At 65.8% G+C, this 20,351-nt stretch carries 23 protein-coding genes and 3 pseudogenes; 5 read left to right on the top strand and 21 right to left on the bottom strand.

The genetic code is table 11. The features are described from left to right. Positions 1–26: 26 nt before the first annotated feature. Together R0D99_RS16260 and R0D99_RS16265 are read right to left on the bottom strand one after the other, a co-directional pair. Positions 27–1,277 carry an MFS transporter gene (locus tag R0D99_RS16260; RefSeq protein WP_317749212.1) on the bottom strand — a complete coding sequence of 417 codons (1,251 nt, stop codon included), beginning with the start codon at positions 1,275–1,277 and terminating at the stop codon, positions 27–29. Beyond that, the gene (locus R0D99_RS16265; RefSeq protein ID WP_317749213.1) at positions 1,274–1,813 is read right to left on the bottom strand and encodes a hypothetical protein; all 540 of its coding nucleotides are present in this window, start codon (positions 1,811–1,813) and stop codon (positions 1,274–1,276) included. Before R0D99_RS16265 ends, R0D99_RS16260 begins: the two co-directional genes overlap by 4 nt. 69 nt (positions 1,814–1,882) lie before the next feature. Here R0D99_RS16265 and R0D99_RS16270 point away from each other — a divergent pair. From R0D99_RS16270 to R0D99_RS16280, 3 genes and pseudogenes are all read left to right on the top strand, one after another. Beyond that, positions 1,883–3,119: pseudogene (locus R0D99_RS16270) on the top strand (CaiB/BaiF CoA transferase family protein). A 242-nt stretch (positions 3,120–3,361) separates the two neighbouring features. Next, positions 3,362–4,102, top strand: a complete 741-nt coding sequence (locus tag R0D99_RS16275) for an alpha/beta hydrolase (RefSeq protein WP_317749214.1) — start codon at positions 3,362–3,364, stop codon at positions 4,100–4,102. A gap of 333 nt (positions 4,103–4,435) precedes the next feature. Continuing rightward, positions 4,436–4,900 carry a TlpA disulfide reductase family protein gene (locus R0D99_RS16280; protein ID WP_317751148.1) on the top strand — a complete coding sequence of 155 codons (465 nt, stop codon included), beginning with the start codon at positions 4,436–4,438 and terminating at the stop codon, positions 4,898–4,900. A 234-nt stretch (positions 4,901–5,134) separates the two neighbouring features. Here R0D99_RS16280 and R0D99_RS16285 read toward each other — a convergent pair whose 3' ends face one another. Continuing rightward, positions 5,135–5,590, bottom strand: coding sequence for a cytochrome c (locus R0D99_RS16285; RefSeq protein WP_317749215.1), 456 nt, complete (start codon positions 5,588–5,590; stop codon positions 5,135–5,137). Between the two features lie 152 nt (positions 5,591–5,742). Between R0D99_RS16285 and R0D99_RS16290 the strand changes: the two are divergent. Both R0D99_RS16290 and R0D99_RS16295 read left to right on the top strand, forming a co-directional pair. Continuing rightward, positions 5,743–6,369 (top strand): annotated as a pseudogene (locus R0D99_RS16290) (cytochrome b/b6 domain-containing protein); the annotation flags it as partial. Between the two features lie 505 nt (positions 6,370–6,874). Next, positions 6,875–7,342: a GNAT family N-acetyltransferase gene (locus R0D99_RS16295; RefSeq protein ID WP_317749216.1), complete on the top strand. Its 468-nt coding sequence runs from the start codon at positions 6,875–6,877 to the stop codon at positions 7,340–7,342. Between the two features lie 136 nt (positions 7,343–7,478). Here the strand turns inward: R0D99_RS16295 and R0D99_RS16300 are convergent, their stop codons facing one another. The 18 genes and pseudogenes from R0D99_RS16300 to R0D99_RS16385 form a co-directional block, all read right to left on the bottom strand. After that, entirely contained in the window at positions 7,479–7,985 is a 507-nt protein-coding gene (locus tag R0D99_RS16300; protein ID WP_317749217.1) for a peroxiredoxin, read from the bottom strand. Positions 7,986–8,145: 160 nt separating this feature from the next. Continuing rightward, on the bottom strand, positions 8,146–8,415 hold the full coding sequence (gene rpsQ / locus R0D99_RS16305) for a 30S ribosomal protein S17 (protein WP_317749218.1): 270 nt from the start codon (positions 8,413–8,415) through the stop codon (positions 8,146–8,148). Positions 8,416–8,424: 9 nt separating this feature from the next. Beyond that, positions 8,425–8,637 carry a 50S ribosomal protein L29 gene (gene rpmC, locus R0D99_RS16310; protein ID WP_317749219.1) on the bottom strand — a complete coding sequence of 71 codons (213 nt, stop codon included), beginning with the start codon at positions 8,635–8,637 and terminating at the stop codon, positions 8,425–8,427. 15 nt (positions 8,638–8,652) lie between these two features. Beyond that, positions 8,653–9,069, bottom strand: a complete 417-nt coding sequence (rplP, locus tag R0D99_RS16315; RefSeq protein WP_317749220.1) for a 50S ribosomal protein L16 — start codon at positions 9,067–9,069, stop codon at positions 8,653–8,655. A gap of 3 nt (positions 9,070–9,072) precedes the next feature. Continuing rightward, positions 9,073–9,966, bottom strand: a complete 894-nt coding sequence (gene rpsC, locus R0D99_RS16320) for a 30S ribosomal protein S3 (protein ID WP_317749221.1) — start codon at positions 9,964–9,966, stop codon at positions 9,073–9,075. A gap of 18 nt (positions 9,967–9,984) precedes the next feature. After that, positions 9,985–10,320 carry a 50S ribosomal protein L22 gene (gene rplV / locus R0D99_RS16325; protein ID WP_317749222.1) on the bottom strand — a complete coding sequence of 112 codons (336 nt, stop codon included), beginning with the start codon at positions 10,318–10,320 and terminating at the stop codon, positions 9,985–9,987. Positions 10,321–10,329: 9 nt separating this feature from the next. Beyond that, on the bottom strand, positions 10,330–10,605 hold the full coding sequence (gene rpsS, locus R0D99_RS16330) for a 30S ribosomal protein S19 (protein WP_317749223.1): 276 nt from the start codon (positions 10,603–10,605) through the stop codon (positions 10,330–10,332). A gap of 12 nt (positions 10,606–10,617) precedes the next feature. Further along, positions 10,618–11,442, bottom strand: a complete 825-nt coding sequence (gene rplB, locus R0D99_RS16335) for a 50S ribosomal protein L2 (RefSeq protein ID WP_317749224.1) — start codon at positions 11,440–11,442, stop codon at positions 10,618–10,620. A 3-nt stretch (positions 11,443–11,445) separates the two neighbouring features. Further along, a complete protein-coding gene (gene rplW / locus R0D99_RS16340) occupies positions 11,446–11,781 on the bottom strand; it encodes a 50S ribosomal protein L23 (protein ID WP_317749225.1) in 336 nt (111 codons plus the stop codon). Further along, the gene (gene rplD, locus R0D99_RS16345; protein ID WP_317749226.1) at positions 11,778–12,398 is read right to left on the bottom strand and encodes a 50S ribosomal protein L4; all 621 of its coding nucleotides are present in this window, start codon (positions 12,396–12,398) and stop codon (positions 11,778–11,780) included. Before rplD ends, rplW begins: the two co-directional genes overlap by 4 nt. Continuing rightward, positions 12,398–13,075, bottom strand: coding sequence for a 50S ribosomal protein L3 (gene rplC, locus R0D99_RS16350; protein WP_317749227.1), 678 nt, complete (start codon positions 13,073–13,075; stop codon positions 12,398–12,400). Before rplC ends, rplD begins: the two co-directional genes overlap by 1 nt. Before the next feature lie 185 nt (positions 13,076–13,260). Further along, positions 13,261–13,575, bottom strand: a complete 315-nt coding sequence (gene rpsJ, locus R0D99_RS16355) for a 30S ribosomal protein S10 (RefSeq protein WP_208009003.1) — start codon at positions 13,573–13,575, stop codon at positions 13,261–13,263. A gap of 13 nt (positions 13,576–13,588) precedes the next feature. After that, positions 13,589–14,780, bottom strand: a pseudogene (tuf, locus tag R0D99_RS16360) (elongation factor Tu). A gap of 195 nt (positions 14,781–14,975) precedes the next feature. Beyond that, positions 14,976–17,078 (bottom strand): elongation factor G, encoded by a 2,103-nt coding sequence (gene fusA / locus R0D99_RS16365; RefSeq protein WP_317749228.1) that lies wholly within the window; start codon positions 17,076–17,078, stop codon positions 14,976–14,978. A gap of 118 nt (positions 17,079–17,196) precedes the next feature. After that, a complete protein-coding gene (gene rpsG, locus R0D99_RS16370; protein ID WP_317749229.1) occupies positions 17,197–17,667 on the bottom strand; it encodes a 30S ribosomal protein S7 in 471 nt (156 codons plus the stop codon). Positions 17,668–17,832: 165 nt separating this feature from the next. Beyond that, entirely contained in the window at positions 17,833–18,210 is a 378-nt protein-coding gene (gene rpsL / locus R0D99_RS16375; RefSeq protein ID WP_317749230.1) for a 30S ribosomal protein S12, read from the bottom strand. A 218-nt stretch (positions 18,211–18,428) separates the two neighbouring features. Beyond that, on the bottom strand, positions 18,429–19,586 hold the full coding sequence (locus R0D99_RS16380; RefSeq protein ID WP_317749231.1) for a D-alanyl-D-alanine carboxypeptidase family protein: 1,158 nt from the start codon (positions 19,584–19,586) through the stop codon (positions 18,429–18,431). A 72-nt stretch (positions 19,587–19,658) separates the two neighbouring features. After that, positions 19,659–20,297 (bottom strand): alpha/beta hydrolase, encoded by a 639-nt coding sequence (locus R0D99_RS16385; RefSeq protein WP_317749232.1) that lies wholly within the window; start codon positions 20,295–20,297, stop codon positions 19,659–19,661. Positions 20,298–20,351: the final 54 nt, after the last annotated feature.

Raw genomic sequence — 20,351 nt, forward strand, 5'->3', positions numbered from 1 at the left:
TGGGGTTTCGGCGGTAGTTGCCGCCATTATCTGCCTGCCCGCACAAAGCGCACCCAGCACGCCACGCTGACCAGGCCGAACACCGCCATGGCTGCGCGCAGGCTGTCGGCGGCCGACCCGCCGAGCGACTCGAACGCGTCCGCCCCCAGGCCGATGCCCCACTGCACGACGAAGATGCCCAGGAAGATCACCAGGTTGTACGCCGACAGCGCGCGCCCCGCCAGATGCGGCGCGAACGACATGGCCACCACCGGCTGCACCTGCGCCGACGGCGTGCTGAGCATGCAATACAGCGCCAGCAGCACAAAGGTCCATTCACCCAGCGCCGGGCCGGCCGCCACCATCACCGCCAGCGCGACAAAGCTGAAAGGCTGGATGCGCGCCACCAGGCTGTCGACCGACACACCGCGCGCGGCCATGCGCGGCAGCAGCACGCCCCAGCCCCAGAACGTCACCAGCATGCCCAGGTTCATCCAGAACAGCCCGGTGGCCGCCTGCAGCGGCGTGGCGCCGGCCACGCGCGTGAGCCACGGCCCGGCCCACAGCGACTGGATGGCGACCATGCCCCCAAAACACACCGCGCCCAGCGGCGTGGCACGGCGGAAGTAGGCGTTGCGCGCGATGTCGGCATACGAACCGTTTTGGCCCGTTGCGCCGGCCTGATCAGCGGATGTAGCTATGTTTTGTGTAGCAATCGTGCGCCAGCGCGGCACCACCACCGCGATTACCCCCATGGCCAACAGCACCAGCGCCGCCAGCCCCCAGAACAGCACGCGCCAGCCCACCAGCGGCAGCAGCCACTGCACCGGCAGCGTGGAGGCCAGCATGCCCAGCGAGCCGGTCATCAGCATCCAGGCGTTGGCGCGCAGCTGCGTGCCGGCGTCGAACCAGCGGCGGTAGCCGGTCAGCGGCGCCATCAGGCAGGCGGCCACGCCGACGCCCATCAGCGCGCGCGCCGCCATCAGGCCCGTGAAGCCATCCGCAACGGCAAACACCGCGCAACCCGCCACGGCCACGGTGAGCATGCCCAAAATCACCTTCTTCGGCCCGTGCCGGTCCAGCCACGCGCCCAGCGGCAACTGCATGGCGGCAAAGCCGAGGAAGTAACCGCCCGCCAGCAGCCCCAGGTCGCGCGCGTGCAGGTTGAACTCGCTGGTCAGCACCGGCGACAGCGTGGCCGTGACGGCGCGCAGCAGCGCCGAGATGAAGTACGCCAGCGCAAACGCCAGGAACACCGCCACGGCGGCGCGGCGCGGCAGCGTGTCGGTGGCGGTCACGGCCACTTGATGCCTTCGAAGAACGCGTCGGCCACGGCGGGCTGCGCGCGGTCGGCGTACATCACGGCGTGCAGCACTTCGACGCGGCCGCCGTCGACCGCGCGCGCCGTCCACACGGCCTGGGCCTGCACGGCGCTGCCGTCGGCGCGCTGGCCGGCGGCCTGCACGCGCTGGGCATGTGCCAGCGGCAGCCCGCGCGCCGGGTGGAAGGCCTGCCGCACCGGCGTGCCCTGCGCGCGCATGTGGGCCAGCGTGGCCTGCTGCCAGCCGGCCAGCACGTCGTCGGGCGCGCGGCCGGCGGGCAGCGTGGCCACCATCAGCGCAAAGGTGGCGCCGCTGGCTTCGCAGCCGCTCACGGCCAGCACCGTGGGTTGGCCGCCCAGCGGCACGCTGCGTTCGGCATGGTCGGGCTTGCAGGGCAGCAGCGCCACGGCGCTGGTGGGCGACAGGCGCAGCTCGCGCCAGTTGAGCGAAGGCGTGCAGGCGGCAGCGCTGAACGCGGCCACGGCACCCAGAAGCAGCCGATGCACAGACATGCGGGGCATTATCAGCGGCGGTGCCGGCGCCCGCAGGCGGCGCGCGCGCCGGTGGGCGAGAATGCCCGCATGAACGCACTTGACGGTATCCGAGTCCTTGACCTTTCCCGCGTGCTGGCGGGCCCCTGGTGCACGCAGAACCTGGCCGACCTGGGCGCCGACGTGATCAAGATCGAGCGCCCCGGCAGCGGCGACGACACGCGCACCTGGGGCCCGCCCTTCCTGCCGTCGGCGGACGGGCGCGAGTCGCACGAATCGGCCTATTACCTGGGCACCAACCGCAACAAGCGCTCGGTCACATGCGACATCGCGCGGCCCGAGGGCCAGGCGCTGATCCGCGAACTGGCCGAGCACTGCGACGTGTTCATCGAGAACTTCAAGGTGGGCGACATGGCGCGCTACGGGCTGGATTACGACAGCCTCAAGGCCATCAACCCGCGGCTGGTGTACTGCAGCCTGACCGGCTTCGGCCAGACCGGGCCGTATGCGCCGCGCGCCGGCTACGACTACATCATCCAGGGCATGGGCGGGCTGATGAGCGTGACCGGCGAGCGCGACGACCTGGACGGCGGCCCGCAGAAAGTGGGCGTGGCGGTGGCCGACCTGTTCACCGGCATGTACGCCACCGTCGGCATCCTGGCCGCGCTGCGCCACGCCGAGCGCACCGGCGAAGGCCAGCACCTGGACATGGCCCTGCTGGACACGCAGGTCGCCATGCTGGCCAACCTGGGCGCCAACTACCTGGTCAGCGAAAAGGTGCCGGGCCGCATGGGCAACGCGCACCAGAACATCGTGCCCTACCAGGTGTTCGAGGTCGCGCCGCGGCCCGATGGCGGCAAGGACTTCATCATCCTGGCCGTGGGCAACGACGGCCAGTACGCCAAGTTCTGCGAAGTGGCGGGCCGACCCGATCTGGCCAGCAACCCGCGCTACACGCGCAACGCCGACCGCGTGCGCCACCGCGCCGAACTGGTGCCGCTGCTGGAAGCCGTGATGAAGACCCGCCCCAAGGCCGACTGGCTGAGCCGCCTGGAAGCCGCCAAGGTGCCGTGCGGCGCCATCAACAGCCTGGACGAAGTCTTCGTCGACCCACACGTGCAGGCGCGCGGCATGGTCACGCACTGGCAGCACCCCCTGCGCGCCGACCTGCCGCTGGTGTCGAGCCCCATCAAGCTGGAAAAAACCCCCCGTGCGCACCGTGTCGCCACCGCCGATGCTGGGCCAGCACACCGACGAGGTGCTGGGCGAACTGCTGGGCGCCGACGCGCTGCGACTGGCCACGCTGCGGGATCGCGGCGTCATCTGATTGCTATATAAAACGTAGCTGACGGCGCAGGATGGACTTGCACAGAAGGCACGTTTGCTCAAAACCCTGAACGCGGAAATTTCTCCAGAGAGCGCCGAAAAGACCTGGAACAAATTGCTTGGAATTTCTTTGGCGTCCTCTGCGAATCCTTTGCGTCCTCTGCGTCCGGCTGTCCGGCTGTCCGGCTGTCCGGCTGTCCGGCTGTCCGGCTCTTTTAAACCCGATTCCAGAAGGAACCCACCATGGCCCACTACCTGCTCGTTCACGGCGCCTGGGGCGGCGCTTGGTACTGGCGTGACACGCTGGCCGCGTTGATCGGCGCCGGCCACCGCGCACACGCCGTCACGCTGACCGGCGTGGGCGAGCGTGCCCATCTGCTGACGCCTGCCATCGACCTGGAAACGCACATCGCCGACGTGCTGGGCGCGCTGGACACCGAGGAGTTGCAGGACTGCATCCTGGTCGTGCACAGCTACGGAGGCATGCTGGGCACGGCGGTGGCCGACCGGCGGCCGGGGCGCATTGCGCACCTGGTCTATGTCGACGCGGTGCTGCCCGCGCCGGGCGAAAGCTGGAGCAGCGCCCAGCCGCCCGACACGCGCGCCGCGCGCATCGCCAGCGCCGAAAGCCACCCGCAATACGCCTTTGCCGCGCCCGACCCGACGGCCGCCTTCGGCCTGACAGGCCCCGCCGCCGACTGGGTGCGCCGCCGCCAGACGCCGCACCCTGGCCACACCTACACGCAGCCGCTGGACTTTGACCCCGCGCGCGTGGCCGCCGTGCCCCGCACCTTCATCAACTGCACGCAGCCCACGCTGCCCACCATCGACGTCTCGCGCCGGCGCATGGCCGACCCCGGCTTCTGGGGCGGCGCATGGCATCGCGGGGCCGGCGTGCGCACGATCGACATGGCGACGGGGCACAGCCCCATGGTCAGCGAGCCGCAGGCGTTCAACCGCCTGATGCGGGATCTCGCGGCCTGACCGGGGCTTGATCGCTGCCGGTCGGTCGCGATGGACGGCCTTGTGCCACAGCGCACCCAGAATGCCGGGCACGAAGAGGCAGATCACCAGCAGGGGCACCGACAGACGATCTGCGGCAGGATGGACGCCAGCCACAGCAGCAGGCCGAAACCCGGCGCCACGCCGGCGTGGATGCGCCAGCCGTAGCCGCCGATCCCGCAGGCCCGAGAACTTTCTGGCGGGCCGCGGGTCCATCCTGAACCATCCCTTGTCCGGGCACGCTCGCCCGGCGACGCATAGAATTCGCCCGTGATTTCCCGCATTTCATCCCGCCGCCGCACCACCCTTGCCAGCCTGGGCGCGCTGGCGCTGGCATCCCTGCTGGCCGGTTGCGCGCAGGAGGCCGCGCCGGCGTCCACCTTCGTGCTGCTCGACGGTTCGCGCCAGACCACGGCCGACATGAAGGGCAAGGTGACGCTGGTCAACTTCTGGGCCACCAGTTGCACCGCCTGCGTGGCCGAAATGCCGCAGATCGTCGCTACCTACGATAAGTTCAAGGACCGCGGCTACGACACGCTGGCCGTCGCCATGAGCTACGACCCGCCGAGCTACGTGGTGAACTTTGCCGAAACGCGCAAGCTGCCGTTCAAGGTCGCGCTGGACAACACTGGCAAGGTCGCCGAAGCCTGGGGCGACGTGAAGCTGACGCCCACCACCTACATCGTCGACAAGCAGGGCCGCATCGTGAAGAAATACGTCGGCGCGCCCAACTTCGACGAACTGCACAAGCTGATCGACAAACTGCTGGCCGAAGCCTGAAGCGACGGCAGCCTGCAGCAAAAAGCCGCACCCAGGTGCGGCTTTTTTCATGGTCTTCAGGCCTCTTGCGCCCGTCCAGCAAGCGCAGACCGCTCATCTTTCAGGAGCAAACAACAAGGCGCCACATCCGCAGGCACCCGAGGAAGGGCTCGGCCCGCCCGCTGGGTGCGTCCCCCTTCCCGCGCGCAGCGCGGCAAAGAAGGGGGAAGCGGCGTCAGCCGCTCAGGGGGATGGTCACTTCTTGCGGAAATCGTCGTGGCACGCCTTGCAGGTCTGCGCGGCGGGGCCGAAGGCGGCCTTCAGCTGGTCCAGGTTGCCGCTCTTGGCGGCCACGGCCAGCTTGCCGGTCTCGGCGACCATCTTGTCGTTGAGCTCCTTCACCTTGGGCAGCTCTTTCCACAGCGCGGGCAGGGCGCGCGTGTCGTGGCCGGTCTCGGAGCCGGGCACGAAGCCTGTGCCGGGCAGCTTGGCCACGGCGGCGATCACGTCGCCGTCGGCTGCCGCGGTGGCGGCGTTGTAGGGCATCTTGCCGTTGGCCATGGCGCCCAGGCGGCCAAAGTGGTGGCCCAGCACGCGGAAGGCGCTCTGCCGATACTGGACAGCGTCCTCGGCCTTGGCGAACTGCGCGTGGGCGGGCACGGCGATGGCGGCCGCCGACAGCAGCAGCGCGGTAGTGAGTAGCTTTTTCATCGGGAAACGGGCTTTCGTGGTTTTTCGTGAAGAGGGAAGGTTGGATGGCGGCAAGCCCACCATGACCAGCGGCGGGCGCAAAAGCTCACTAAACTCGCCGGGTCGGCGCGCAGCATAGCGCCTTTCCCGAACCCTTGCAGCCGCTGCAAACCATGAATACTGTCCGCATCTGGGACCTTCCCACCCGCCTGTTCCACTGGGCGCTGGCCGCCTGCGTGGTCGCGCTGGTCATCACCGCGAAGGTGGGCGGCGACGCCATGAACTGGCATATCCGGCTCGGTTACGCGGTGTTCGTGCTGTTGCTGTTCCGTCTGATGTGGGGCCTGGTGGGCGGGCGCTGGTCGCGCTTTGCCAGCTTTGTGCCGACGCCGGGGCGCCTGATGCGCTACCTGCGTGGCCAGGCCCCCGCCCATGAGACGGCCGGGCACAGCGCGCTGGGCGCACTGAGTGTGTTTGCGCTGCTGGTGGTGCTGGCCGCGCAGGTGGGCACGGGCCTGTTTGCCGACGACGAGATCGCCTTCACCGGGCCGCTGGTGGGCTGGGTGTCGGGCAGCGTGGTGAGCGCCGCCACGCGCTATCACAAGTCCATCGGCCAGGGCCTGCTGATCGGCCTGGTGGTGCTGCACCTGGTGGCGATTGCGGTGTATTGGTGGCGCGGCAAGAACCTGGTGCGGCCCATGATCGCAGGCGACAAGCAGATGCCGGCGACCGAGCGCGTGGCGCCGTCGGCCGATGGCGCGGGGCAGCGCCTGCTGGCGCTGGTGCTGCTGGCGTTGGCGACAACATGCGTGTACGTACTAATTCAATCCGCGGAAAGTCCCGTTGCTGTCTCGCACCCAGAGGACAGTGCCCAACCAGTCGCGCGTACATGGTATTCGCGTGATACAAATAATGTTGAGTGCATCGAGACCGTGTCGCCGGGCGAGCTGGCGCGGACTATCCAAGACTCTGGGCAATTGCCCAAGATGTCGGATTTGCCGAACGGGAGTGTCAAAGTAGAAGTAGAGCGCAACGGTACATACTACTCGTGGACGTTTTATCCTTCGTTTGCTTTGTGCAAATCGACGCTACCAAGGGCGCAGAAGATCGATGAAAAATACAATTAATGAGGGTCTGTTTGCTCTGTATTTCGTGCGCGTAGCTCCACGCGCCCAGCTTCAGTTTGTCTAGCGCACTGATCGCGACAGTAGCGGCTACAAAACGCGGCGTCCCTGCGCTACACTGAATTGTCATCATTGCCGTCGCGCTTCGCAGTTGGACTCCCGCCCGCCCGTTGAGATTCTTGTGGCCCGCACGCCGCATCAGTTGGCCGCCGTGCGCGCGCTGTTCGAGGAATACGCCGAGAAGCTGGGCGTGGACCTGTGCTTTCAGGGTTTTGCCGACGAGGTAGCCCAGCTGCCTGGGGATTACGCCGAGCCGGGCGGCGTGCTGCTGCTGGCACTGGTCGACGGCGCCGAAGCCGGCTGCTGCGGCCTGCGCCCGGCGGTGGACGTGGACTACCCCAACGCGGCCGAGATGAAGCGCCTGTACGTGCGCAAGGCCTTCCGCGGCTTTGGCCTGGGGCGACAGCTCACGGAAGCGGTGCTGGACGCCGCGCGCCAGGTGGGCTACACCAACGTGCTGCTGGACACGCTGGACGACATGGAATCGGCCCGCGCGCTGTACGAGGACCTGGGGTTCGAAGAGATCCCGCCCTACTATCACAACCCGCTGCCGGGCGCGCATTACCTCAAGGTCGATCTGCAGCCCTGAGCGCGCGGTGCAGCGGCGCGCGCCTTGCGCTCGGGCGCACAACGAACAGAAGCCGCGCCTTCACCCGGAAAACGCGGCTTCTGCGCCGTATCGGCGGCGTGGGTAGCTACGATTTACATAGCACCCAGCGAGGCGTTCAGCCCTTGGCTTGCGCCAGCATGGTGGCGCCGTCGCTGACTTCGAATTTGCCCGGCGCCTCGACGTTGAGCGTGGCGACCTTGCCGTCCTTGACCAGCATCGAGTAGCGGTTGCTGCGCAGGCCCATGCCCTTGCCGCTCAGGTCCAGCGTGAGGCCGGTGGCCTTGGCGAAGGCGGCGTCGCCGTCGGCGATCATGCGCACCTTGCCGTCGCTCTTCTGGTCGCGCGCCCAGGCGCCCATGACGAACGGGTCGTTGACCGACACGCACCAGATTTCATCGACGCCCGCCGACTGCAGCGCGTCGAAATTCTGGATATAGCTGGGCACGTGCTTGGCCGAGCAGGTGGGCGTGAAAGCGCCCGGCAGGCCGAAGATAGCGACCGTCTTGCCGGCGGTGGCCTGCGCCACGTCCACCGGGTTGGGGCCCAGGCTGCAGCCGTTGCCTTCGACTTCGGAATACTCGGACAGCGTGACGGCGGGGAGGGTGTCTCCGACTTTGATCATGATGGGTTGCTCCAGATAAGAGTGACGAACAGGCCGACCTGTGGCGGCCGCCCAAACAAAAACAGCCCACGCATTGTGGGCTGCTTCGGTCCCGCTTGCCGGCGGCGCCTGTTTGGGCGTGCCGGCCGCGGGGTTTATGGCGCGATGATCGACGCGAAGGTCAGACCACCGCCGCCTTTTGCACCAGGCGCGTGGCGACCCAGTTCTTGGTCTTGGACAGCGGACGGCTTTCCGTGATCTCGATCGTGTCGCCCAGCTTGTACTCGCCATTTTCATCATGGGCGTGGTACTTGCTGGAACGGATCAGGATCTTGTCGTAGATCGGGTGCTTGACGCGGCGCTCGATCAGCACGGTCACGGTCTTGGCGCGCTTGTCACTGACGACTTTGCCGATCAGGGTGCGCTTGAGGGATTTCTTTTCTTCCGTCATGGTCGCTCCTTACTTGGCCCCAGCCTGCTTTTCAGCAGCCTGCTTCTCGGCGATCAGCGTCTTGGCGCGGGCGATGGCGCGGCGCGTGGTCTTCAGCTGGCCGGTGTTGCTCAGCTGCTGGGTGGCCTTCTGCATGCGCAGGTTGAAGTGGGCCTTCTGCAGGTCCTTCACCTCAGCTTGCAGGCCGGCCACGTCTTTCTTGCGAAGTTCAGCGGTTTTCATCTGGTGTCCTCCTGATTACTGGCCGATCATGCGGGCGACGAAGGTCGTGCGCAGCGGCAGCTTGGCCGCCGCCAGCGCGAAGGCTTCGCGTGCCAGCGCTTCGGGCACACCGACGATCTCGTACAGCACCTTGCCGGGCTGGATCTCGGCCACGTAGTACTCGGGGTTGCCCTTGCCGTTGCCCATACGCACTTCGGCGGGCTTGGTGGAAATGGGCTTGTCCGGGAACACGCGGATCCAGATGCGGCCGCCGCGCTTGACGTGGCGCGAAATGGCGCGACGCGCGGATTCGATCTGGCGCGCCGTCAGGCGGCCGCGATCCGTCGACTTGAGGCCGAAGTCGCCGAAGGCCACGGTATTGCCACGGGTGGCGATACCGGTGTTGCGGCCTTTCTGCTCCTTGCGGTACTTTCTGCGTGCAGGTTGCAGCATGGTTTACTCTCCTTTGGCGCCGTCCGCTGCTGCAGCGGGCGCGGCGACTTGGCGAACGCGCTTAACGGCGGGTTTGGCGTCGGCCCCTGCGGCCTCGGCTGGTTTGTCGCTGCCATCGGCAGGCGCGGCATTGGTGCCACCCGTGCGGCGCGGGCCGCCACGGCGGTCGCCACCGGGGCCACCGCGACCGTCACGGCGCGGGCCACGCGGACCGCGGCGCTCTTCGCCCTCGGGGCGCGGCGTGCTGTCCAGCGAAGGCGCATCGCTGCGGCCCAGGTTGTCGCCCTTGTAGACCCACACCTTGACGCCGATGACGCCGTAGGTGGTCTTGGCTTCGCTGAAGCCGTAGTCGATGTCGGCGCGCAGCGTGTGCAGCGGCACGCGACCTTCGCGGTACCACTCGGTACGCGCGATCTCGATACCGTTCAGGCGGCCGGCGGACATGATCTTGATGCCCTGGGCGCCCAGACGCATGGCGTTCTGCATGGCGCGCTTCATGGCGCGGCGGAACATGATGCGCTTTTCAAGCTGCTGCGTGATGCTGTCGGCGATCAGCTGTGCATCGACTTCGGGCTTGCGCACTTCCTCGATGTTGACGGCGACGGGCACGCCCAGCTTTTCGGCCAGGTCTTTCTTCAGCTTCTCGATGTCCTCGCCCTTCTTGCCGATCACCACGCCCGGACGCGCCGAGTAGATGGTGATGCGGGCGTTCTTGGCGGGGCGCTCGATCAGCACGCGCGACACGGCGGCATTCTTGAGCTTGGCCTTCAGGTACTCGCGCACCTTGATGTCTTCGGCCAGCATGCCGGCGAAGTCACGGTTGCTGGCGTACCAGCGGCTGGCCCAGTTGCGGCTGACCGAAAGACGGAAGCCGGTCGGATGGATTTTCTGTCCCATGTTTCTCCAGGCCTTCTATCAGTTGCCCACCGTCACGTACACGTGGCACGTGGGTTTGGACAGGCGGGCGCCACGGCCCTTGGCGCGAGCCGCCGAGCGCTTGAGCGTGGTGCCCTGCTCGACGTAGATGGTTTTCACGCGCAGCTCGTCGATGTCGGCGCCGTCGTTGTGTTCGGCGTTGGCGATCGCGGACTCCAGCACCTTCTTGATGATGCCGGCGGCCTTCTTCTGCGTGAAGTTGAGCGTGTTGATCGCCTGATCGACCTTCTTGCCGCGGATCAGGTCAGCCACGAGGCGCCCCTTGTCGACCGACAGGCGCACGCCACGCAGGACGGCTTTGGTTTCGGTTGCCATGGTGCTTCCTTACTTCTTGGCTTTCTTGTCTGCCGCGTGACCCTTGAAGGTGCGCGTCAGAGCAAATTCGCCCAGCTTGTGGCCGACCATCTGGTCGGTGACGTAGACAGGCACGTGCTGCTTGCCGTTGTGCACGGCGATGGTCAGCCCGATGAACTCGGGCAGGATCATGGAGCGGCGCGACCAGGTCTTGACCGGCTTCTTGTCTTTGGTCTCCACGGCCTTGTCGACCTTGGCCAGGAGGTGATGGTCCACAAACGGACCCTTTTTCAGAGAACGAGTCATGGTTTGTGGTCCTTACTTCTTGCGACGCGAAACGATCATGTTCTGCGTGCGCTTGTTGGCGCGGGTGCGGTAACCCTTGGTCAGGTTGCCCCACGGGTCGACCGGATGACGGCCCGACTTGGAGCGACCCTCGCCGCCGCCCATCGGGTGGTCGACCGGGTTCATCACGATGCCGCGCACGGTCGGGCGAATGCCCATCCAGCGCTTGACACCGGCCTTGCCGAGCTGGCGCAGGCTGTGCTCTTCGTTGGCGACTTCACCAATGGTGGCGCGGCATTCGATGTGCACCTTGCGGACTTCGCCCGAGCGCATGCGCACCTGGGCATAGGTACCTTCGCGCGCCAGCAGCGTGGCCGACGTGCCAGCCGAGCGGGCAATCTGCGCACCGGCACCGGGCTTGAGCTCGATGCAGTGGATGGTCGAGCCGACCGGGATGTTGCGGATCGGCAGCGTGTTGCCGGCGCGGATCGGCGCTTCGGCGCCGCTCATGAGCTGGCTGCCCACTTCGACACCGCGCGGCGCGATGATGTAGCGGCGCTCGCCGTCGGCGTAGCACACCAGGGCGATGTGGGCCGAACGGTTCGGGTCGTACTCGATGCGCTCGACCTTGGCGGCGATGCCGTCCTTGTTGCGACGGAAATCGATCACGCGGTAGTGGTGGCGATGACCGCCGCCCTTGTGGCGCGTGGTGATGCGGCCGTTGTTGTTGCGGCCGGCCTTCTGGAACTGGGGCTCCAGCAGGGGCGCGAAGCCTTCACCCTTGTGCAGGTGGTCGCGCGAGACCTTGACCATGGCACGGCGGCCAGGCGAGGTCGGTTTGATCTTGATGACAGCCATGGTTTACGCAGCCTCCCCGGACAGGTTCAGCTCTTGGCCTTCCTTGAGCAGGACATAGGCCTTGCGCACGTGGTCACGGCGACCGACGGTGCGACCAAAGCGCTTGGTCTTGCCCTTGATGTTGGCGACCGAGACACCCTTGACTTGCACGTTGAACAGCAGTTCGACGGCGGCCTTGATTTCAGGCTTGGTGGCGTCGCGCAGCACCTTGAAGGTGACGGCATTGGACTTTTCGGCCACCATGGTGGCCTTTTCGGAGATCACCGGAGCGACGAGCACCTGCATCAGGCGGCCTTCGTCGAACTGGCGCTCTTTCGGGCTGGGATTGATGCGGCTCATGCGAACATCTCCTTGAGCTTGTCGATGGCACCCTTGGTGACCAGCACCTTCTTGTAGTGCACCAGCGACACCGGATCGGCGTAGCGCGGCTCGATGACCAGCACGTTGCCGAGGTTGCGCGACGCCAAGTACAGGTTCTCGTCGACCTCGTCGGCGATGACCAGCACGGAGTCGAGCTTCATGTCCTTGAATTTCTGCGCCAGCTGCTTGGTCTTGGGCGAATCGACCTTCATCGACTCGACCACGGCCAAGCGGCCTTCGCGGGCCAACTGCGAGAAGATGGACGCCATGCCGGCGCGGTACATCTTCTTGTTGATCTTCTGGCTGAAGTTCTCGTTGGGCATGTTCGGGAAGGTCCGACCACCGCCACGCCACAGCGGCGAAGACGTCATGCCGGCGCGGGCGTTGCCCGTGCCCTTCTGGCGGAACGGCTTCTTGGTGCTGTGCTTGACCTGCTGACGGTCCTTCTGGGCACGCGTGCCTTGGCGCGCGTTGGCCTGATAGGCGACGACGAGCTGGTGAATCAGCGCTTCGTTGTAGTCACGACCGAACACGGTCTCGGGCGCATCCACCTTGGACGCGGCCTGGCCCTGGTCGTTCAGGAGTTCGAGCTGCATTACTTGGCCTCCCCTGCGGTCGCGCGGGCCTTGACGGCGGGACGCACGGTCACGAAGCCGCCACGCGAGCCGGGCACGGCGCCCTTGATCAGCAGCAGTTGACGCGCTTCGTCGATGCGGATGACGTCCAGGTTCTGGGTGGTGACGGTTTCGTCGCCCATGTGGCCGGTCATCTTCTTGCCCGGGAACACGCGGCCCGGATCCTGCGCCATGGAGATCGAGCCCGGCACGTTGTGCGAACGGCTGTTGCCGTGCGACGCGCGCTGCGACTTGAAGTTGTGGCGCTTGATGGTGCCGGCGTAGCCCTTGCCGATGGAAGTGCCCTGCACGTCCACCTTCTGGCCGACAGCGAACACGTCGGTCACGGGAACGGCGGTGCCGGCGGCGTACTTGCCCGCCACATCGTCAGCGACACGGAATTCCTGGGTGATTTCGCCAGCTTCGACGCCGGCCTTGGCGAGGTGACCCGCCTCGGGCTTGGTGACGCGCGAAGCCTTGCGCGCACCGAACGTGACCTGCAGGGCCACGTAGCCATCGTTTTCCTGGGTCTTGACCTGGGTGACGCGGTTGTTCGACACATCGACCACCGTGACAGGCACTGCATCGCCGTCATCGGTGAACAGACGCATCATGCCCACCTTGCGCCCCAGCAACCCCAATCGATTGCTTTGACTCATTTATTGCTCCATGACTTTCGCCGCGCCCGCTGCAATTGGCCTGCGCGTTTGGAATGCGAAAGAGAGTTGAAATTCTTGACCAGAAATTAGGCCAAGCCCTAAATCATAACGCGGACTCGCCGTTCTGGCAAGTCCGCGTCAGGCCAGGGCGCAGCAGACCCGCGCCCCGTGCGTTCAGCGTGCAATTACTGCAGCTTGATTTCGACGTCCACGCCGGCCGGCAGGTCGAGCTTCATCAGCGCGTCCACGGTCTTGTCGGTCGGGTCGACGATGTCCATCAGACGCTGGTGCGTGCGGATCTCGAACTGGTCGCGGCTCGACTTGTTGACGTGCGGCGAGCGCAGGATGTCGAAGCGCTTCATGCGCGTGGGCAGAGGCACGGGGCCCTTGACCACAGCGCCGGTGCGCTTGGCGGTGTCGACGATCTCGGCGGCGGACTGGTCGATCAGCTTGTAATCGAACGCCTTCAGGCGGATGCGGATTTTTTGCTTGGTAGCCATGACGGTCCGCTCCTTACGCGATGATCTTGGCCACCACGCCCGCGCCCACCGTGCGGCCGCCTTCGCGAATGGCGAAGCGCAGACCCTCTTCCATGGCGATGGGGGCGATCAGCTTGACGGTGATGCTGACGTTGTCGCCAGGCATGACCATTTCCTTGTCCTTGGGCAGCTCGATGCTTCCGGTCACGTCGGTGGTGCGGAAGTAGAACTGCGGACGGTAGTTGTTGAAGAAGGGGGGTGTGGCGGCCGCCTTCGTCCTTGCTCAGCACGTAGACTTCACCGACGAATTCGGTGTGGGGCTTGATGCTGCCGGGCTTGCACAGCACCTGGCCGCGCTCGACGTCTTCACGCTTGGTGCCGCGCAGCAGGATGCCGACGTTGTCGCCCGCCTGGCCCTGGTCGAGCAGCTTGCGGAACATTTCGACGCCGGTGCAGGTGGTTTTCTGCGTGGCCTTGATGCCGACGATTTCGATTTCTTCGCCGACCTTGATGATGCCGCGCTCGATACGGCCGGTGACGACGGTGCCGCGACCGGAGATGGAGAAGACGTCTTCGACGGGCATGAGGAAGGCGCCGTCCACAGCACGCTCAGGGGTGGGGATGTAGGTGTCGAGGGCTTCGGCCAGCTTCATGATGGCCTGCTCGCCCAGCTCGCCTGCGTCGCCTTCGAGGGCCAGCTTGGCGCTGCCTTTGATGATGGGGGTGTCGTCGCCGGGGAATTCGTACTTGGACAGGAGTTCGCGCACTTCCATTTCGACGAGTTCGAGCAGTTCGGCGTCGTCGACCATGTCGGCCTTGTTCAGGAAGACAATGATGTAGGGCACGCCGACCTGACGCGACAGCAGGATGTGCTCGCGGGTCTGGGGCATGGGGCCGTCGGCGGCGGAGCAGACGAGGATGGCGCCGTCCATCTGGGCGGCGCCGGTGATCATGTTCTTCACATAGTCGGCGTGGCCAGGGCAGTCGACATGGGCGTAGTGGCGGTTGGCCGTTTCGTATTCGACGTGCGAGGTGTTGATGGTGATGCCGCGGGCTTTTTCTTCCGGGGCGTTGTCGATCTGGTCGTAACCCTTGGCTTCGCCGCCAAACTTCTTGGCCAGCACGGTGGCAATGGCCGCCGTCAGGGTGGTCTTGCCGTGGTCCACGTGACCAATGGTGCCTACGTTCACGTGCGGCTTGGTCCGCTCGAATTTCTCTTTTGCCATTTTTAAAAACTCCAATGAAAGAACAACGCCCGTGGCCGGTTTAAGGTCTGCACCCGGGTGCGTTGAATCGCTTCAGCACGGGCACTGGGCGGCCCCGGATCGCAGACCGTCTGACCAGAAGCCAGACTGTTAACTACAAAATTGATAGCTGTCGGCACTTACTGGGCAAGCGCTGGCAGCCTGTTTCGCTCAAGATTACTTGGCACGCGAAGCCACGATGGCGTCGGCCACGTTCTTGGGCGCTTCGGCGTAGTGCTTGAACTCCATCGTGTACGTGGCGCGGCCTTGCGTGGCCGAGCGCAGCGTGGTGGAGTAGCCAAACATCTCGGACAGCGGCACCTCGGCCTTGATGATCTTGCCGCCACCGGCCATGTCGTCCATGCCCTGCACCATGCCGCGACGGCTGGACAGGTCGCCCATCACGTTGCCGGCGTAGTCTTCAGGCGTTTCCACCTCGACGGCCATCATGGGCTCGAGGATGACGGGGGTGGCCTTCTTGGCGGCTTCCTTGAAGCCGAAGATGGCGGCCATCTTGAACGCCTGTTCGGACGAGTCCACGTCGTGGTACGAACCGAAGGTCAGGCGCACCTTGACATCGACCACAGGGTAGCCGGCCAGCACGCCGCTGGTGAGCGCTTCTTCCACGCCCTTTTGCACGGCGGGGATGTATTCGCGCGGCACCACGCCGCCCTTGATCTCGTCAACGAATTCGAAGCCCTTGCCCGGCTCCTGCGGCTCCAGCGTGAAGACGACGTGGCCGTATTGGCCCTTGCCGCCCGACTGGCGCACGAACTTGCCTTCGACATCGGACACGGTCTTGCGCACGGTCTCGCGGTAGGCCACCTGCGGCTTGCCGACGTTGGCCTCGACGCCGAATTCGCGCTTCATGCGGTCGACGATGATCTCCAGGTGCAGCTCGCCCATGCCGGAGATGATGGTCTGGCCCGATTCCTCGTCGGTGCGCACGCGGAACGACGGGTCTTCCGACGCCAGGCGCTGCAGCGCAATGCCCATCTTTTCCTGGTCGGCCTTGGTCTTGGGTTCCACGGCCTGCGAAATCACGGGCTCGGGGAACACCATGCGCTCCAGCACGATGGCCGCGCTGGGGTCGGACAGGGTTTCACCCGTCGTCACGTCCTTCAGGCCCACGCAGGCGGCGATGTCGCCGGCGATGATCTCTTCGATCTCGATGCGCTCGTTGGCCATCATCTGCACGATGCGGCCGATGCGCTCTTTCTTGCCCTTGATGGTGTTGAGCACGGTGTCGCCCTTCTTCAGCACGCCGGAATAGACGCGCACGAAGGTGAGCTGGCCGACGAACGGGTCGGTCATGAGCTTGAACGCCAGCGCCGAGAACTTCTCGCTGTCATCGGCCTTGCGGCTGATGGGGTTCTCGTCGTCGTCGGTGCCGGCCACGGGCGGGATGTCCGCCGGCGAAGGCAGGTAGTCGATCACGGCGTCGAGCATGCGCTGCACGCCCTTGTTCTTGAACGCGGTGCCGCACAGCATGGGCTGGATTTCGGTGCTGATGGTGCGCGCGCGCAGGCCCTGCTTGATCTCGTCCTCGGAAAGGTCGCCCTCTTCCAGGTACTTGTTCATCAGCTCTTCGCTGGACTCGGCCGCGGCCTCGACCATGTTCTCGCGCCACTTCTTGGCGTCGGCCTGCAGTTCGGCCGGGATGTCCTGGTAATCGAACTTCATGCCTTGCGAGGCTTCGTCCCAGATGATGGCTTTCATCTTGAGCAGGTCGACCACGCCCTTGAAGTTTTCTTCGGCACCAATGGGAATCACCACCGGCACGGGGTTGGCCTTCAGGCGCAGCTTCATCTGGTCATAGACCTTGAAGAAGTTGGCGCCGGTGCGGTCCATCTTGTTGACGAAGGCCAGGCGCGGCACCTTGTGCTTGTTGGCCTGGCGCCAGACGGTTTCAGACTGGGGCTGCACGCCACCCACGGCGCAGTACACCATGCAGGCGCCGTCCAGCACGCGCATGGAACGCTCCACCTCGATGGTGAAGTCCACGTGGCCGGGGGTGTCGATGATGTTGAAGCGGTGCTCGGGGTAGGACAGGTCCATGCCCTTCCAGAAGCAGGTGACGGCCGACGAGGTGATCGTGATGCCGCGCTCTTGTTCCTGCTCCATCCAGTCGGTGGTGGCTGCGCCATCGTGCACTTCGCCCAGCTTGTGGTTCACGCCGGTGTAGAACAGGATGCGTTCGGTCGTGGTGGTCTTGCCGGCGTCGATGTGCGCCGAGATGCCGATGTTGCGATAGCGCTCGATGGGGGTTTTGCGAGCCATGGTGAATCCTTGTGGGGGTTGGGCGTTGAGCGTTGAGCGTTCAGCGAAAACAATCGCGCCCCGACGGGCGGGGCAGCACGGAGACGCTCAACGCGAAACGCCGAACGCTGAACCGAATTTAGAAGCGGAAGTGGCTGAAGGCCTTGTTGGCTTCGGCCATGCGGTGCACTTCGTCGCGGCGCTTCATGGCGCCGCCACGGCCTTCCGTGGCCTCGAGCAGTTCGTTGGCCAGACGCATGGCCATGGACTTTTCGCCGCGCTTGCGGGCGGCTTCCTTGATCCAGCGCATCGACAGCGCCAGACGGCGCACGGGACGCACTTCGACCGGCACCTGGTAGTTGGCGCCACCGACGCGGCGAGACTTCACCTCGACCATCGGCTTGACGTTGTTGATGGCGACCGTGAAGAGTTCGAGCGGATCCTTGCCGCTTTTCTTCTCCATGGTTTCGAGCGCACCGTAGATGATGCGCTCGGCAACCGCCTTCTTGCCGCCTTCCATGATCACGTTCATGAACTTGGAGAGCTCGACATTGCCGTACTTGGGATCCGGCAGGATTTCGCGTTTGGGGACTTCACGACGACGTGGCATGTTTCACCTCTTGACTTGCTTCAGTTGGCGGCCGGAGGAGTCCTGTTCTCCGCTCGCCCGGCAGACCCATCGGGAGCCTGCACTTACTCGACCTGGCTGGCAGGTCACTACGCTCGACACCGGGTTGCCGCCCGATCCGAACACCAAAAAAACAACGAAGGGGGCTTAGGCCTTCTTCGGGCGCTTGGCGCCGTACTTGGAACGCGACTGCTTGCGGTCTTTCACGCCTTGCAGGTCGAGCGAGCCGCGCACGATGTGGTAGCGCACGCCGGGCAAGTCCTTGACACGGCCGCCGCGCACCAGCACCACGCTGTGCTCCTGCAGGTTGTGGCCTTCACCGCCGATGTACGAGATGACCTCGAAACCGTTGGTCAGGCGCACCTTGGCGACTTTACGAAGCGCCGAGTTCGGCTTCTTGGGCGTCGTGGTGTACACACGCGTGCACACACCGCGGCGCTGCGGGCAGTTCTGCATCGCGGGGCTCTTGGACTTGGTCTTCTCGACGGTCCGCCCCTGACGCACCAGTTGACTGATGGTTGGCATTGAAAAATAGTCCCTAAACGCTTGAATTCCAGCGCGTCGGCAGGGTGCAACCCGTGCCGGTCAACCCGAAGGCAAGAAGCCAGGCCGCAAGGCCAAACCGCTCGATCAACCCCTCAAGCCGCGCAAACGACTTTCCCGCCCCAATTGCGGAAAAGCTTTAAAGTATAGCCCGGATCGGGGTTATCCGCAATGGCCGGCCGGGCGGCGCGTCAGCGCGCTTACTTGATCCACAGCCGCATCGCGTCCCAGGCGCGGCCCAGGAAGCCCGCTTCCTCCACCGGCTCCAGCGCCACCAGCGGCAATTCGACCAGCGGCTGCTCGCCCTGCTTGACCTTGAGCGTGGCCACGGCCTGGCCCTGGCGGAACGGCGCGATCAGCGGCTCCGGGCGGTTGATTTCGGTCTTGACCTGGCTGGCCGTGCCGGTCGGCACCGCCACCACGATGGGCTCGGTGCGGCCCAGCTTCAGCTCGCCGGTCTTGCCCTTCCACACCTTGGGCGTGGCCACGGGCTTGCCGGCGTCGAACAGCTTGACGCCTTCATACGCGGTGTAGCCCCAGTTGAGCAGCTTCTGCGATTCGTTGGCGCGCGCGCTTTCGCTGGTGGTGCCCAGCACCACGGACAGCAGGCGCCGCCCCTGCACGTTGGGGAAATCGCGCTTGGCCGTGGCCACCAGGCAGTAGCCGGCGGCGTTGGTGTGGCCGGTCTTCAGGCCGTCGACCGTGGGGTCGCGGAACAGCAGCGTGTTGCGGTTGCTGTCGTTGCTGGCCGGCGTGCCGGGGTAGCGGTATTTCTTGATGCTGTAGTAGTGCACGTACTCCGGAAAGTCGCGCATCAGGCGGCTGGCCAGCGTGGCCAGGTCGCGCGCCGTGGTGGTGTGGCCGGGTTCGGTCAGGCCTTCGGGGTTCTTGTAGCCGGTGTTCTGCAGGCCCAGCGCCTTGGCCTGGTCGTTCATCAGCTGCACAAAGCGCTCGGCCGTGCCGCCCACGCCCTCGGCCAGCGCCATGGTGGCGTCGTTGCCGGACTGCACGATCATGCCCTTGATGAGGTCTTCGACCGGCACCTGCATCTTGGGGTCGATAAACATGCGCGAGCCGGGCATCTTCCAGGCGCGCTGCGACACGGGCAGCGTCTGCGTCAGGCTGATCTTCTTGGACTTGAGCGCGTCGAACACCAGGTAGGCCGTCATCAGCTTGGTGAGCGAGGCCGGCTCGACGGGCGCGTCCGGGTCCTTGGCGGCCAGCACCTGGCCGGCGGTGACGTCCATCAGCAGGTAGGCCTTGGCGGCAATTTCGGGCGGCTGCGGCGCCTGCGCATGGCCGACGAGCGAGGCAGTGGCCAGCGCGGCAGCCACCAGAAAGCGGGACAGGATGTTCATGTCGAATACTACAAAAAAATGAGCTTGATGCGCTTGTCTGGCAAGCGCTGCAGCCCGAAAAACCTTGAAATTTCAGATGCGCGCATGGCGCGCGACCAGCGCCCTCAGCAGCGGCAATTGTCCGTGGAAGAAATGCTCGCCGCCCGGCACCACGGTGACCGGCAGCGACTGCGGCCGCGCCCAGTCCATCACGGACGACAGCGCCACCGTGTCGTCCTGCTCGCCGTGCACCACCAGCGTCTGCGGGTGCAGTTCGGGCGGAACCGGCGGCACGTCGAAGCGCGACGTGGCGGTGCCCACCAGCACGGCGCGCGCGATGCTGCGCTGCGCGTGCAGCGTGGCGATGGCCCGCGCCGCCACGTAGCCGCCAAACGAAAAACCCGCCAGCAGCAGCGGCTGGTCGGCGGGCGCCGACTGCTCGACCACGGACAGCATGTCGTCGACCTCGCCACGGCCTTCATCGTAATGGCCGCCGCTGGCGCCGACGCCGCGAAAGTTGAAGCGCACCGCGCGCCAGCCGCACTGCACGCAGGCGCGGGCGACGGTCTGCACCACCTTGTTGGTCATGGTGCCGCCAAACTGCGGGTGCGGGTGCGCGATGACGGCGGTGCCGTGCGGCGTCTCGAACAGGTCGGGCTCGGGCAGGTCGAGCAGCGCCTCGATCGGGCCGGCCGGGCCGGTGAGCGTGAGGGATTGGGTCTGGGCGTTCATGCAGCTATGCAAATTGTAGCTGCACGCGCAGCATCAATCAGCGCCGGCAGCCGA

This window comes from Ottowia sp. SB7-C50, assembly GCF_033110285.1.
Taxonomy (GTDB): Bacteria; Pseudomonadota; Gammaproteobacteria; order Burkholderiales; family Burkholderiaceae_C; genus Ottowia.